This is a genomic window from Janthinobacterium sp. OK676, from assembly GCF_900103595.1.
GTDB lineage: Bacteria > Pseudomonadota > Gammaproteobacteria > Burkholderiales > Burkholderiaceae_D > Janthinobacterium.
The window spans coordinates 21,907-35,847 of the sequence record NZ_FNHA01000018.1; the positions used below are offsets into that span (position 1 = coordinate 21,907).

At 64.2% G+C, this 13,941-nt stretch carries 15 protein-coding genes and 1 tRNA gene; 12 read left to right on the plus strand and 4 right to left on the minus strand.

Features of this window, described 5'->3' with window-relative positions; translation table 11 throughout:
* The first annotated feature begins 30 nt into the window (after nt 1–30).
* The 4 genes from bioB to BLU39_RS26685 all read left to right on the plus strand — a co-directional run bounded on the left by bioB (nt 31) and on the right by BLU39_RS26685 (nt 5,133).
* Nucleotides 31–1,077, plus strand: coding sequence for a biotin synthase BioB (gene bioB, locus BLU39_RS26670; protein WP_092719099.1), 1,047 nt, complete (start codon nt 31–33; stop codon nt 1,075–1,077).
* Nucleotides 1,078–1,237: 160 nt separating this feature from the next.
* Nucleotides 1,238–3,265: an acetyl/propionyl/methylcrotonyl-CoA carboxylase subunit alpha gene (locus tag BLU39_RS26675; protein WP_092719102.1), complete on the plus strand. Its 2,028-nt coding sequence runs from the start codon at nt 1,238–1,240 to the stop codon at nt 3,263–3,265.
* Nucleotides 3,266–3,275: 10 nt separating this feature from the next.
* Nucleotides 3,276–4,208: a 2-hydroxyacid dehydrogenase gene (locus tag BLU39_RS26680; protein ID WP_092719105.1), complete on the plus strand. Its 933-nt coding sequence runs from the start codon at nt 3,276–3,278 to the stop codon at nt 4,206–4,208.
* A 1-nt stretch (nt 4,209) separates the two neighbouring features.
* Nucleotides 4,210–5,133 carry a hydroxymethylglutaryl-CoA lyase gene (locus BLU39_RS26685; protein ID WP_092719107.1) on the plus strand — a complete coding sequence of 308 codons (924 nt, stop codon included), beginning with the start codon at nt 4,210–4,212 and terminating at the stop codon, nt 5,131–5,133.
* Nucleotides 5,134–5,299: 166 nt separating this feature from the next.
* On the opposite strand, the gene BLU39_RS26690 is transcribed toward BLU39_RS26685, so the two are convergent.
* Nucleotides 5,300–5,376, minus strand: a tRNA-Pro gene (locus BLU39_RS26690).
* 205 nt (nt 5,377–5,581) lie between these two features.
* Here BLU39_RS26690 and BLU39_RS26695 point away from each other — a divergent pair.
* Nucleotides 5,582–6,175 (plus strand): hypothetical protein, encoded by a 594-nt coding sequence (locus tag BLU39_RS26695; protein WP_092719110.1) that lies wholly within the window; start codon nt 5,582–5,584, stop codon nt 6,173–6,175.
* Between the two features lie 41 nt (nt 6,176–6,216).
* Here BLU39_RS26695 and rsmI read toward each other — a convergent pair whose 3' ends face one another.
* On the minus strand, nt 6,217–7,125 hold the full coding sequence (gene rsmI / locus BLU39_RS26700) for a 16S rRNA (cytidine(1402)-2'-O)-methyltransferase (protein WP_092719113.1): 909 nt from the start codon (nt 7,123–7,125) through the stop codon (nt 6,217–6,219).
* A gap of 165 nt (nt 7,126–7,290) precedes the next feature.
* On the opposite strand from rsmI, the gene BLU39_RS26705 reads away from it, so the two are divergent.
* The 7 genes from BLU39_RS26705 (at nt 7,291) to BLU39_RS26735 (ending at nt 12,179) form a co-directional block, all read left to right on the plus strand.
* Nucleotides 7,291–8,502, plus strand: coding sequence for a penicillin-binding protein activator (locus tag BLU39_RS26705; protein ID WP_092719116.1), 1,212 nt, complete (start codon nt 7,291–7,293; stop codon nt 8,500–8,502).
* A 9-nt stretch (nt 8,503–8,511) separates the two neighbouring features.
* Entirely contained in the window at nt 8,512–8,871 is a 360-nt protein-coding gene (locus BLU39_RS26710; RefSeq protein WP_092719119.1) for a YraN family protein, read from the plus strand.
* A 57-nt stretch (nt 8,872–8,928) separates the two neighbouring features.
* A complete protein-coding gene (locus tag BLU39_RS26715) occupies nt 8,929–9,525 on the plus strand; it encodes a phosphoheptose isomerase (protein WP_071325998.1) in 597 nt (198 codons plus the stop codon).
* Nucleotides 9,518–10,207, plus strand: a complete 690-nt coding sequence (locus BLU39_RS26720) for a BON domain-containing protein (protein WP_092719122.1) — start codon at nt 9,518–9,520, stop codon at nt 10,205–10,207. Before BLU39_RS26715 ends, BLU39_RS26720 begins: the two co-directional genes overlap by 8 nt.
* Nucleotides 10,208–10,289: 82 nt before the next feature.
* Nucleotides 10,290–10,811, plus strand: a complete 522-nt coding sequence (locus BLU39_RS26725) for a peroxiredoxin family protein (RefSeq protein WP_092719124.1) — start codon at nt 10,290–10,292, stop codon at nt 10,809–10,811.
* Nucleotides 10,812–10,896: 85 nt separating this feature from the next.
* Nucleotides 10,897–11,487 (plus strand): sigma-70 family RNA polymerase sigma factor, encoded by a 591-nt coding sequence (locus BLU39_RS26730; protein WP_092719127.1) that lies wholly within the window; start codon nt 10,897–10,899, stop codon nt 11,485–11,487.
* The gene (locus BLU39_RS26735) at nt 11,484–12,179 is read left to right on the plus strand and encodes an anti-sigma factor (protein ID WP_092719130.1); all 696 of its coding nucleotides are present in this window, start codon (nt 11,484–11,486) and stop codon (nt 12,177–12,179) included. The genes BLU39_RS26730 and BLU39_RS26735 overlap by 4 nt, the downstream gene beginning before the upstream one ends.
* A 64-nt stretch (nt 12,180–12,243) precedes the next feature.
* Here BLU39_RS26735 and BLU39_RS26740 read toward each other — a convergent pair whose 3' ends face one another.
* Together BLU39_RS26740 and BLU39_RS26745 are read right to left on the minus strand one after the other, a co-directional pair.
* Entirely contained in the window at nt 12,244–12,666 is a 423-nt protein-coding gene (locus tag BLU39_RS26740) for a PaaI family thioesterase (RefSeq protein WP_092719133.1), read from the minus strand.
* 84 nt (nt 12,667–12,750) lie between these two features.
* The gene (locus BLU39_RS26745) at nt 12,751–13,908 is read right to left on the minus strand and encodes a PepSY-associated TM helix domain-containing protein (RefSeq protein WP_092719135.1); all 1,158 of its coding nucleotides are present in this window, start codon (nt 13,906–13,908) and stop codon (nt 12,751–12,753) included.
* Nucleotides 13,909–13,941: the final 33 nt, after the last annotated feature.

Below are 13,941 nucleotides of genomic sequence, written 5' to 3' on the forward strand. Positions count from 1 at the left end.
GTATCCAAAAATAGAAGCGAAGGAATCACCATGTCCGTAGTCCAAGAAGCAGCAAAAACCGTCGAACTGCACCGTCCGACAGCGCGCATCACCCTGCCCGAAGCGGCCACCTGGCCCATCGATGATGTGCTGGCCCTGTTCGACCTGCCGTTCAATGACCTGATGTTCCAGGCCCAGCAAACGCACCGCGCCAACTTCCCGGACGGCGACGTGGAACTGGCGACCCTGTTGTCGATCAAGACGGGCGGCTGCGAGGAAGACTGCGGCTACTGCCCGCAGGCGGCCCGCTACGACACGGGCGTGGAAGCGAAAAAAATCCTCGACATCGACACGGTGCTCGACGCAGCGCGCCAGGCGAAAGCCAATGGCGCCACGCGCTTCTGCATGGGCGCCGCCTGGCGCGGCCCGAAAGACCGCGACATGGACAAAGTCGAAGAGATGGTCAGCAAAGTCAAAGCGCTGGGCCTGGAAACCTGCGCCACCCTGGGCATGCTGGAAGAAGGCCAAGCGGACCGCCTGAAGAACGCGGGCCTGGACTTCTACAACCACAACCTCGATACGGCGCCCGAGTTCTACGACAACGTCATCTCGACGCGCGAATACCAGGACCGCCTGGACACCCTGGGCCGCGTGCGTGAAGCGGGCTTGAAGGTGTGCTGCGGCGGCATCGTCGGCATGGGTGAAACGCGCCTGCAACGCGCGGGCCTGATCGCCCAGTTAGCGAACCTGAATCCATATCCGGAATCGGTGCCCGTCAACCACCTGGTGCAGGTGGAAGGCACGCCCTTGTTTGGCCTGGAAGCGCTGGATCCATTTGAATTCGTGCGCACGATCGCCGTGGCCCGCATCACCATGCCGAAAGCGCGCGTGCGTTTGTCGGCCGGCCGCCGCCAGATGGGCGAAGCCGTGCAGGCGATGTGCTTCCTGGCTGGCGCCAACTCCATCTTCTACGGCGACAAGCTGCTCACCACCGACAATCCGGAAGCGGAAGACGACCGCGTCTTGCTCGGCAAACTGGGCTTGCAGACGCGCGGCGCCATGCTCGAATCGGTGCAGAAAGAAAAGTGCGGCTGCTGATGACAGCCTTGTCGGGTTACGCCGTGCCGGCTAACCCGACCTACGATATCCAGCCTCACCATGCGTAGGTCGGTTTAGCGCGTAGCGCGTAAACCGACAAACCAGCAGACAAGGTCCGCCAAGAGACAGCTGCCCCTTTTTGAGAGAATAGAGAGAGACCATGTTCACTAAAATCCTGATCGCCAACCGCGGCGAAATCGCTTGCCGTGTCGCCGCTACCGCGCGCCGCATGGGCATCCAGACCGTCGCCGTGTATTCGGAAGCGGACGCCAACGCCAAGCACGTCGCCGTCTGCGACGAAGCCGTCTTGATCGGCCCCGCGCCGGCCAAGGAAAGCTATCTGTGCGGCGACAAGATCATCGCCGTGGCGCTGGCGACAGGGGCGCAGGCGATCCATCCCGGCTATGGTTTCCTCTCCGAGAACGCCGACTTCGCCGACGCCTGCCACGCTGCGGGCCTGGTCTTCATCGGCCCGCCGGCATCGGCCATGCGCGCCATGGGCTCGAAGTCGGCGGCCAAGTCGCTGATGGAAAAAGCCAACGTCCCCCTGGTGCCCGGCTACCACGGCGAGGAACAGGATGCTGACTTTTTGCACGGCCAAGCCGACAAGATCGGCTACCCCGTGCTGCTGAAGGCGTCGGCCGGCGGCGGCGGCAAGGGCATGAGAGTCATCGAGCATTCCGATGATTTCAAGGCCGCGCTGGCCTCGTGCAAGCGCGAAGCGATCAGCTCTTTCGGCGACGACAAGGTGCTGGCCGAAAAATACCTGTCGCGCCCGCGGCATATCGAAATCCAGGTGTTTGCCGACACCTTGGGCAACTGCATCTACCTGTTCGAGCGTGATTGCTCGGTGCAGCGCCGTCATCAGAAGGTGCTGGAAGAAGCGCCGGCGCCGGGCATGCCAGCCGAGCGCCGCGCGGCCATGGGCGAAGCGGCCGTCGCCGCCGCCAAGGCCGTCGGTTACGTGGGCGCGGGCACGGTGGAATTCATCGCCAACCAGGATGGTTCGTTCTACTTCATGGAAATGAACACGCGCCTGCAGGTCGAGCACCCGGTGACGGAAATGATCACCGGCACGGACCTCGTGGAATGGCAGTTGCGCGTCGCCTTTGGCGAGCCGCTGCCGAAAAAACAGAATGAACTGGCCATCCACGGCCACGCCATCGAAGCGCGCATTTACGCGGAAAATCCGGAGAAGGGTTTCCTGCCATCGATCGGCACCCTGCGCCACATGCAGTCGCCATCGGCCGTCACGTTCGAACTCGGTGGCACGACAGTTCCCGCCGCCGTGCGCATCGATTCGGGCGTGCGCGAAGGCGACGCGATTTCGCCATTCTACGACCCGATGATCGCCAAGCTGATCGTCTGGGGCGCGGACCGCCGCGAGGCGCTGGCGCGCATGGCGCAGGCGCTGTCCGACTACCAGATCGTCGGCCTGGCCAGCAATATCGCCTTCTTGAAACGCCTCGTCGAAGGCCAGGCATTTGCCAGCGCGGACCTCGATACGGGCCTCATCGAGCGCAATCAGGCGTCGCTGTTCCCCGCCCTGCAGGCGGCGCCCGACACGGCCCTGGCGCTGGCGTCCGTCGCCCTGCTAATGGAAGAGAAAGCGGCGGCCGAAACGCAATCGACCAACCGCGCCGACCCGTGGGGCAATGCCCTGGGCTGGCGTTTGAACAGCACCCTGGGACGCAGCCTGTCGTTCGCCGATGAATTCGCATTGGCCAGCGACAGCAAGGCCTACGTGGCGCGCATCGCCTACAAGACGGATGGCTGGCTGTTCAACGGCCAGCCGCTCTCCCTGACGGCGCACACAGGCAACGAGCTGCACATCAAGCTCGGTGAGCGTGCCGTGCACGGCACCGTGCTGCGCGACGGCGAACAGTTCCACGTATTTACCAACGGCTTGCACTACACCTTGCATTACAACGACCCGATGGCGCATGCGGGCGAAGCGGAAGCGGAGGGCGGGCGTCTGACGGCGCCGATGCCGGGCAAGGTCGTCGCCGTGCTGGTGAACAAGGGCCAGGACGTCAAGAAGGGCGAGCCTCTGGTCATCATGGAAGCGATGAAGATGGAGCACACGATCGCCGCGCCGCACGACGGCCTGGTGGAAGACGTGCTGTATGCGGTCGGCGACCAGGTGGCCGATGGCGCGCCGCTGCTGGCCTTCAAGGCCGCCGCATAGAGGTAAGCACATGCGCATCCTGTTACAACGTTCGGACGGCAAGGAAGCGGCGTGGATCAGCGACTTGCGCGACTTGCTGCCCGAGGCAGAAATCCACTTCTGGCGCGAAGGCGAAGCGGTCGCGCCCTGCGACTACGCCGTCGTGTGGCAGCCGCCCGCCGCCATGCTGCCCGAGCTGGCGAACGTCAAGGCCATCTTCAACACGGGCGCCGGCGTCGACGCGCTGCTGAAATTTGGCGACGCGCTGCCGGCCCACGTGCCGCTGATCCGTCTCGATGACGCGGGCATGGGCGTGCAGATGGCCGAATATGTGAGCCACGCCGTGCTGGGCCACTTCCGCCGTTTCGACGATTACGAGGCGCAGGGCCGCGCAGGCATCTGGCAGCCGCTGCCTGCCTTCGACAAGGCGGACTTTCCCGTCGGCGTACTGGGCATGGGCGTGCTGGGCATGCGCGTGCTGCAAGCGCTGGCGCAGTTCGAGTTCCCGCTGCGTGGATGGAGCCGCAGTCCAAAACATGCCGATGGCGTGGCGTGTTTTGCGGGCGACGAAGGACTCGAAGCGTTTTTGCGCGGCACGCGCGTGCTCGTGTGCATGCTGCCGCTCACGCCGGAGACGCACAACCTGCTCGACCGCGCGCGCCTGTCGATGCTGCTGCCGGGCGCCTACGTCATCAACGTGGCGCGCGGCGCGCATATCGCCGAACCGGATCTGCTGACCCTGATCCGCTCCGGCCATATCGCCGGCGCGACACTTGACGTGTTCCGCAACGAGCCGCTGCCGCAGCAGCACCCGTTCTGGCAAGAACCCCGCATCACCATCACGCCGCATATTTCGGCCGCCACCCTGCGCCGCGAAAGCGTGGCGCAGATCGCCGCAAAGATGCGCCGCCTGCAAGCCGGAGACTCCGTCGCCGGCATCGTCAACCGTTTGCAAGGATATTGAGATGAACCCTACTACCAGTTTGCCCAAGCAGGTCAAGATCGTCGAAGTGGGACCGCGCGACGGCCTGCAAAACGAGAAGGAAACCATCAGCGCCGCCGTCAAGATCGAGCTGGTCGACCGCCTGACGCAGGCCGGCTTCGCCAATATCGAGGCGGCGTCCTTCGTCTCGCCGAAATGGGTGCCGCAGATGGCCACCAGCGCGGAAGTGATGGAAAAAATCGCGCGCCGCGCCGGCACCATCTATTCCGCGCTGACGCCGAACATGCAGGGCTTTGATGCGGCGCTGGCGGCGAAGGCCGATGAAGTGGTGATCTTCGGTTCCGCGTCGGAGGCGTTCTCGCAAAAGAACATCAACTGCTCGATCGCCGAATCGATCGCCCGCTTCGAAGGCGTGGCGAAGGCGGCCAAGGAACACGGCCTGCGCCTGCGCGGCAGCATCAGCTGCGCCTTCGGCTGCCCCTACCAGGGAGACGTGCCGCTGGACGCCGTGGCCGACGTGGTGGGCCGCATGCGCGACCTCGGTTGCGACGAGATCGACATCGCCGACACCATCGGCGTGGCCACGCCGCGCAAGACGCAGGCGGTGATGGAGCGCGCGATTGCCGCCTTCCACGTGGGCGGCCTGTCCGGCCACTTCCACGATACCTATGGCCAGGCGCTGGCAAATATCTACGCCAGCCTGGAAACGGGCATCGCGATCTATCACTCGTCCGTCTCCGGCCTGGGCGGCTGCCCGTACGCCAAGGGCGCCACCGGCAACGTGGCCACCGAGGACGTGCTGTACATGATGCAAGGGCTGGGCATCGCCACCGGCATCGACCTGGACCTGGTGGTGGACGCGGGACAGTTCATCTCGCAGCAGCTGGGGCGCAAGGGATCGAGCCGCGCCGGCAACGCCATTGCGGCGAAGCGCGCCGCGGTGTAGGTCGGATTAGCGTGGCGACGCCACGCGTAATCCGACAATATTGTTGGCATTGCGGTGTTGTCGGGTTACGCGCTTTGCGCTAACCCGACCTACCCCGACCGTACGTAAACCGTACGGACGAAAAAAAACCCAAGAGCCGAAACTCTTGGGTTTTTTTCTACAAATTTGGTCGGAGTACAAGGATTCGAACCTTGGACCCCCTGGTCCCAAACCAGGTGCGCTACCGGGCTGCGCCACACTCCGAAGACCAAGATAATACAGGCCGTATCGACTTCGGTCAAGGGTCAGGTGAAACTCTGTGTAAATTATTTACGCGCGGCACTCGGATGCATGTATTTTTCAAAACGATTGAAGTATGCGACACTGGCTTGGCAAGTTTTCCCGATCAGACATGAAGGCGACGACGGCAATGGAGTTCAGGATAGAAAGAAGCGGCAGCGGCCAACCCATGCCGAACCGCCGCGGCATCGTGCTGGGCATCGCCGTGTCCGTGCTGCTGCATGGCGCCTTGATCACTCTGTGGCGCCACGTGCAGCCGGCAGCGCCACCGGACACGGCCCCGCGCGTGGAGTCGATCGCCGTATGGATACGTCCACTGGCCGCCAAGCCGCCCCCGCCGCCCGTCGAAGTCGTCAAGCCGAAGCGCGAACCAAAACCCATCAGCAAGCCGAAACTCTCTACGGCCCGGGAAACGCCGGCGGCAGCCACGGCGCCGACATCGAGCCCGCAAGCCATCACGGTCGTCCCGGCGTCACCGGCCACGCCGGCGGCCAGTCCCGATACCCTCACGCAAGAGACGCCGAAATTCGACATGGAAGCGGCCAGGAGGACGGCGCGCAAGATGGCCGGCGAGCGCGACCCGTCCAAGGTAGGCACGGCCGTGGGGCAAATCCCCGACAAGCCGCTGCAAACGGAAACCCAGCTGGCGCGCGACATCGCGCAGGGCAAGCGCGGCGATTGCCGCACCGCCTACTCAGGCGCAGGCTTGCTGGCACCCGTGTTGATGTTGCTGGACAAGAAGGATAGCGGCTGCAAGTGGTGATAGTTTAACAACACACCCATCAGGGGCAGGCCGCTATCAAATTATTCCTGCCCCTTCAACTGCAAGGCCCGCTCATACAACGCATTCTTCTTGCGTCCCGTGATTTGCGCCGTCAGATTCGCTGCCTGCTTGACGCTGCATTCGGCCAGCAGGATATTGAGGATGCGCTCCGCTTCCACGTCTTCCGCGTCCTGCGCTTCCGTGGCGCCTTCCAGCAGGACGACGAATTCTCCCTTTTCGCGGTGCGCGTCGGCGCGTATCCAGCTTTCCGCCTCGGACAGGGGGCAGCGGTGGATTTCCTCGAACAGTTTCGTCAGCTCGCGCGCGAACACCACCTGGCGCGTCGGTTCGAACGCTTCCGCCAGGGCCGTGGCGCAATCGAGGATGCGGTGCGGCGCTTCATAAAACACCATCGTGGCCGTCACGCCGCGCAGGCTGTGCAGCATGTTTTCGCGCTGCTTGGCTTTTGCCGGCAGGAAGCCGACAAAGTAGAACTGGTCATTCAACAGGCCGCTGGCGGAAATGGCGGTAATCGCCGCCGACGGGCCGGGCAGGGGCAGCACGCGCAGGCCGGCCGCGCGCACGGCGTCGACGATGCGCGCGCCGGGGTCGGACACGGCGGGCGTACCGGCGTCGGAAACGAGGGCGATGCGTTCGCCGGCGTGCAGGCGGGCGATCAGGGTTTGCGCCACTTCGCGCTCGTTATGTTGATGCGCCGCAATCAATGGCTTGTTCAAGCCAAAGCGCGTCAGCAGGTGCGCCGTGTTGCGCGTATCTTCACAGGCGACGGCGTCGGCAAGGCTCAGCAAGTGCAGCGCGCGCAGGCTGATATCGGTCACATTACCGATGGGCGTGGCCACTATATACAATGTTGCGATAGGATAGACCTGGTGCGCCGCCTCTGTCATGATGGGCAGGCTGGCGATGGAACTGATTTCTTGTACGGTCATTTTGGAGGTTAAATGCTTGCTAATAGTGTGAAGTTACTGCTTGTTTGTGCCGCGACCGGCATGCTGAGCGCTTGCAGCACGCCTTGCGACGCGCCCGGGCAATTGTGCGCGCCTATTGAATCTAACACAAGGGCGCTGCCGCCACCGAAGCCGCTGCCACCGCCCGTGCCGCCCAAGCCGCCCGCGCCCGAACCGGTGACGTTTGCCGTGGCCGTACCCGATATTACCGCCTACGACGGCAACGGCGCCCCGTTGGCACCCATCGATACCAAGCCGGCCACCGGCACGCCGCAGGACATGCCGGCCGCCACGGCGCCGGCGCCGTCCGACGGCAATGTCCATCACATCGGCCTGCTGCTGCCGCTGCGCTCCGCTTCCCTGGGACCGGCCGCCGAATTGCTGCGCGCCGGCTTCATGGCCGCGTACGAGCGCGACCGCAGCGGCTTTGAAGTGACGGTGATCGACACGGGCGACGGCAGTACGGACGTGCTGAACAAGTTTGCCCAAGCGCAGGAGGAACAGGACATCGTCGTCGGTCCTTTGTCGCGCTCGGCCGTGACGGCCGTGGCGAACAGCAACCTGGTGCGCAAGCCGACGATCGCCCTGAACCACCCGGACAACCGCGGCGAAGCGCGCCTGCCGGCCAAGCTGCTGGTGATGGGCCTGTCGATCGAAGCGGAAGCGCGCCAGGTCGCCGCCTGGGCCGCCAGCGAACAGCCTGGCGCCAGCGCGCTGATCCTGTCGGCCGGTTCGCCCTCGCAGCACCGCATCAGCGCCGCCTTCAAGCAGGAATGGCTGCGCCAGGGAGGCAAGATCGAGACGATGGACTTGACGGCCACGAATGGCTACCTGAGCGATGCGGAACTGGTGCAGCTGCGCGCGCGCCTGGCCGCCACGCCGCCGGGCCTGCTGTTTGCCGCGCTCGACGCCGACCAGGCACGCCAGCTGCGCGTGGCCATCGGCAGCGATCTGCCCCTGTATGGCACTTCGTCCTTGAATCCCGGCGCCGGACGCGGCGCCAGCGGCCCCGAACTCGACGGCGCGCGCCTGCTGGACTTGCCATGGCAAGTGCAGCGCGACCATCCGCAAGTGATGGTGTATCCGCAGCCGCCGCAACCGGCCGATGCCCGCCTGACGGGCGACATGGAACGCCTGTACGCGCTGGGCATCGATGCCTTCCGCGTGGCGCGCGAAGTGGCGCTGCGGCCGAACGCGCCGTTCACGCTCGATGGCGTGACGGGCCGCCTGGCCGTGCGCTTCGACGATGATCAAAGCGTGTTCGAACGCACGGAACAGGCCGCCACCTATCAGCAGGGCGTGCTGGGCACCTGGCCACCGGCCGCGCCGGCGCCTGTCTCTGTGCCGCCGGCCCAATAAGGACATGCCATGCCACCCCTGCCTTTCCAGAATAAACAGGCACGGGGACGGCAAGGGGAGGACGATGCGCTCGCGTATCTGCTGCTGCAAGGCCTGGTGCTGCTGGAACGCAATTATCTGTGCAAGGGGGGCGAGCTGGACCTGATCATGCGCGATGGCGCTTCGGTCGTCTTCGTCGAAGTGCGGCTACGCAGCAGTGCAGCCTTCGGCGGCGCCCTGGCCAGCATCACGCCAGCCAAGCAGCGGCGCATGACGGTGGCGGCGCAAACCTGGCTGCTGGGGCAGAAAACCATGCCGCCGTGCCGCTTCGACGCGCTGGCCATCGATGGCGGACGCATCAGCTGGCTGAAGAACATTCTCGATATGTAAGCATTTTTAACAGTGCTTGTCCGCCATGCCGCGCGCCTGCACTATAATCGGCAGACTATGAATAATCAACGCATCCTCTCGCACTTCCACGAAAGTGCCGAACTCAAGATCCAGGCCGCCACCGTACTGGCGCAACCCATTGCGCAGGCGATCGACCTGATGTTTTATGCATTGTCGAACGGCAACAAGATCCTCGCCTGCGGCAACGGCGGTTCCGCCGCCGACTGCCAGCATTTCGCGGCCGAGCTGGTCGGGCGCTTCGAACGCGAGCGCTTTCCGCTGCCGGCCCTGGCGCTGACGACGGATACGTCGATCCTGACGGCCGTGGCCAACGACTACAGTTACCGCGACATCTTCTCGAAGCAGGTGCAGGCTTTCGGCCAGGCTGGCGACATCCTGCTGGCCATCTCCACGTCGGGCAATTCGGCCAACGTGATGGCCGCCGTGGAAGCGGCGCTCGAGCGCGAAATGCGCGTCGTGGCGCTGACGGGCAAGGACGGCGGCGCCATCGGCAAGATGCTGACGGACGCCGACGTGCATATCTGCGTGCCGGCCGAGCGCACGGCGCGCATCCAGGAAGTCCACCTGACCACCATACATTGCATCTGCGACGGCATCGATGTCGCCCTATTCGGAGGAGACGTGAATGACTAAATTCGGTACTGGCCCAGGCTGGAAACGCGTACAACGCCCATTGGCCACCGCACTGCTGTGCGGCGCCATGCTCACTTCGCTCACCGGCTGCATCGAATTGATGGTCGGCGGCGCGGTGATGGGCGGCGTCGCCGCGGCGGACCGCCGCACCCTGGGCGCCCAGACCGAAGACAAGTCGATCGCCCTGAAAGGCGAATCGCGCATCCCCTCCGTCGTCGGCGACGTGGGACACGTGAACGTCACCAGCTTCAACCGCCGCGTCCTGCTGACGGGCGAAGTGCGCGACGAGGCGATGAAAAATGCCGTCGAGCGCGAAGTGCGCAATATCGAAGGCGTGGAATCGGTGGCCAATGAATTGATCATCGCCGGTCCGGCCAGCTACACCTCGCGCTCGAACGACGCGCTGATCACGGGCAAGGTCAAGGCCAGCCTGGTGGACATGAAAACCATCTCGGCCGCCTCGTTCAAGGTCGTCACGGAAAACGGCACCGTCTTCCTGATGGGCCGCGTGACCCAGCGCGAAGGCACCGTCGCCTCCGACGTGGCGCGCGGCGTGAGCGGCGTGCAGAAAGTGGTCAAGCTGTTCGACTACATTTCGGAAGCGGAACTGAAGCAATTGCAACCCGATCCGCCGCAGCAGCAGCGCACGAGGAGCACCGTCAGCGACACGGTGCAGCAATAAGCGCCTCCTCCGTTTGACCTACGGCTTTGATGCGGCGATACGGATATAATGGCCGCATCGTCGCGCTTTTCAAGTGAAAACCATGTCAACTTCGCCATCCGCAAGCAAGTCCTGGATCAAGCCAGCCCTCGTCGCCGTCCTCGTGGCGGGCGTGGCGGCGGCCGGCTATCTGTCGCTCAATGACAAGCAAAGCGCGCCGGACGTCACCTTCCACGGCATCCATGGCGAAAAGATTTCCTCGGCGAGCCTGCGCGGCAAGGTCGTGATGGTCAATTTCTGGGCCACCTCGTGCACCACCTGCGTGGCGGAAATGCCGGACATGGTCGACACCTACAACAAGTACAAGGGGCAGGGCCTGGAATTCGTGGCCGTGGCCATGAAATACGATCCGGCCAACTACGTGCTGAACTTTGCCGAAACGCGCCAGCTGCCGTTCAAGGTGGCGCTCGACGTCACGGGCGAGGCGGCCAAGGCCTACGGCGACGTGGCCCTCACGCCCACCACCTTCGTGCTCGACAAGCAGGGCAAGATCCTGAAACGCTACGTGGGCAAGCCGGAATTCGCCGAACTGCACAAGCTGCTCGAAACGGCCATCGCAGGATAACACCGCACAAAACCTTGTTGCCAAGTGTTATCAACCTGTTATAACCTTCCCAGGCGTGATCCCACTCACCTTGTGAAGGCCAGCCGTGCCCCTAGCCGCCCAATCGCTCGACCCGCAGCAACTGAAAACCTGGCTGCTCGCCACCGGCAACAAGGACGCCAGCGCGTTCCGCCAGCTCTATCACTCCACCTCATCGAAACTGTTTGGCTTCGCGCTGCGTATATTGCATAAGCAAGAGCTCGCTGAAGAAGCCTTGCAAGAGGGTTTCGTCGCCATCTGGAACAACGCCGCCACGTATCAAAGCCATCTGGCGGCGCCGATGACCTGGATGGCCACCATCGTGCGCAACAAGGCGTTCGATGTGCTGCGGCGCAGCGACGATACCGTGGAAATCGATGCCGAACAGTTTGATAGCGAAGTCATGAATGCACTCCGAGACCCCCAGGCCACGCCGATCGAGTCACTGCAGCTGAGCGGTGACGCCAAGGCGCTGGCGTTTTGCATGTCCGCCCTGGAAGGGCTGCACCGGCAGGTGGTCGCCCTGGCGTTCTATCATGACCTGTCGCACAGCGAAGTGGCGCAGCAGATGTCGCTGCCGATCGGCACCGTGAAGACCTGGATACGCCGCAGCCTGGAACGGCTGCGCACGTGTCTGGCGAAACGGGAGGCATCATGAATATCCGCGGCAATGACGTGCTGCGCCAGAAACTGGCGTCCGAATACGTGCTGGGCACGCTGAAAGGGGGCGCGCGGCGGCGTTTCGAAGGCTGGCTGCACAACGACGCCGACTTGCGCAATATCACGGCCGAATGGCGCCAGCGCCTGGAACCGATGGCGGAATTCGCCACGCCCGTGGCGCCGCCCAAGCGCGTGTGGCAGCAGATCGAACAGCGCTTGCACCTGGCGCCGCAAGGCGGCTGGTCGTGGTTGCGCGATTCGCTGTCGTTCTGGCGTGGTCTGGGCATGGCCTCGAGCGCCATCGCCGCCTTGCTGGTCATCGTCGTGGCCACCCGCGTGATGGACGCGCCGCAGATCAGCTATGTCGCCAGCCTGACGGACGAGAAAGCGCAAACGGCCCTGTTGCTGACGGCCGACAGCCGCCACGGCGCGCTCGAGGTGCGCATGGTGGGCAACGCACCCGTGCCGAGCGACAAGGATCTGGAACTGTGGGCCGTGCCAAAGAGCGGCAACCCGCGCTCCCTGGGTTTATTGGCCGACAAGGGCAATGTAAAACTGGCCTTGTCCCAGCGCGCCATCGGCAACGACGTGGCCCTGCTGGCCGTCACACTGGAGCCGAAAGGCGGTTCGCCGAATCCGAATGGACCGACGGGGCCGATTTTGTATAAAGGTAACTGGGTGAAAATCTAGCGAACCCAAAAGCAAGGGCTGGGGTCGTACCCTGCAGGGTACGACCCCGGATTTTGCCCTTGGGTTATTTAGGATACAGAATCATCTGCGTACAGCGGAACAAGGCTATCGTCTTGCCCGTGTCCTTGCTTTTCACCACGGCATCCCACACTTGCGTGTTGCGGCCCTTGTGCTCGACCTTGGCCGTGCAGGTGAGCGTGCCTTCGCGGGCCGTGCCCAGGTGGTTCGATTTGAGTTCGATGGTCGTGAAATTGCTGGCGCCTTCAGGCAGGTTGACGATGCAGCCGTAGCCGGAAGCCGTGTCGGCCAGGGTCACCACGCTGCCCGCGTGCAGGTAGCCGTTCGGCGCCAGCAAATGCGGCAGCACGGGCAATTCCGCCGTCAGCTGGCCGTCGCCCACTTCCGTGATGACGATGCCCAGGTGGCCGGGCAGGCGGCCCGTGCCGCGTTCATTCAACATTGCTACGGTGATGTCGGGATTGCTCATGCTGGTCCTTGTGCGGGTGAGTCCGTGATACGCCGGAAAATACTATGATGATAGCAACTTTCCCCGCATCGGTCTGGCGGCCGCTTATTTCCGGCCGCGCCGCCGTTTCCACCACACCAATGTCCCCGTCAGCAGGAACAGCAGCGGCATCAGGCCGAAGGCGGTAATAAAACCGCGGCCGGCCACGCCGAAGGCCTGGCCCGAATGCAGGGGGAATTGCCAGCCCAGGAAGACGTCGCCGGCCGGCGCCTGCAGGGGATCGCGTATGCGCAGGGGCAAGCCGCTGCGCGCGTCCAGCGTGATGCGCGTGGCACCGTCGCCCTGGGCGATTTCGCCGGGCTGGCGCACGCGCACGTCGTAGGGCTGGTCTTTTTTCGCCGGCAGCACGATGCGCGACACGCGTGCCTGCGGATACAGCTGCTGCGCGGCGGCCATGGCCTGGCCCGCATCGAGCAGGTCGCCGTCCTGCCGCAGATTTTTCAGCTTGGCCTTGTCCGGCGCCGTCGACACGAGCTCCACCAGCGGCACGATCAGCTGCGGCAAATTGAAATAAATGCCGGAAAAGGCGAGCACGGCCAGCACGGGCGCGGCAAAAAAACCGGCCGCCTTGTGCAAGGTGTAGTTGAAGCGGGGCCAGGAACCGCCATGCGACACCGTCAAAGCGCGCTTGATGGCCGTCCACTGCAGGCGCGGCCACCACAGATAGACGCCGCTCAAGGCCATCAGCAGCAGCATTACGCCCGAGATGCCCGTGATGGTCTTGCCCACTTCGCCCGACAACAAATAACGGTGCAGATGAAACATGCCCGACATCAGCAGCGGGCGCGTGAGGCCGAAACGGCCCCAGTCGCGCTCGCCTTTGACTTGCAGGGTGTAGGGGTCGACCATCACCTGGCGCACGATGGCCTGGCTGAAAGGGGACGGCTTGTCCGCCTGGCGGTACGAGGCCACGTACACGTCGCGGGCATCGGCGGGCGGATTGAGCTGGGCCGGCTTGCCGTAGGCGGGATCGGCCGCGAGCCCATCGACCACCGCTTGCACCGTGCGCGGCGTCACCTGGAACACCTGGCCGGGCGCGGGCGTACTGGCCTGCAACAAGGTCGGATTCAGATACGCGTCGAGCTCCGGCATCCAGGCGATGGCCGATCCCGTCAAGCCCAGCAGGACGAACAGGGCGCCGAACCACAGGCCCGCATACAGATGCAGTTTGCTGATCAACCACTTGCTCGGGCGTTTGGACATGGGAGGCGACTCGGGGAATTTTGGGCTGCAGAA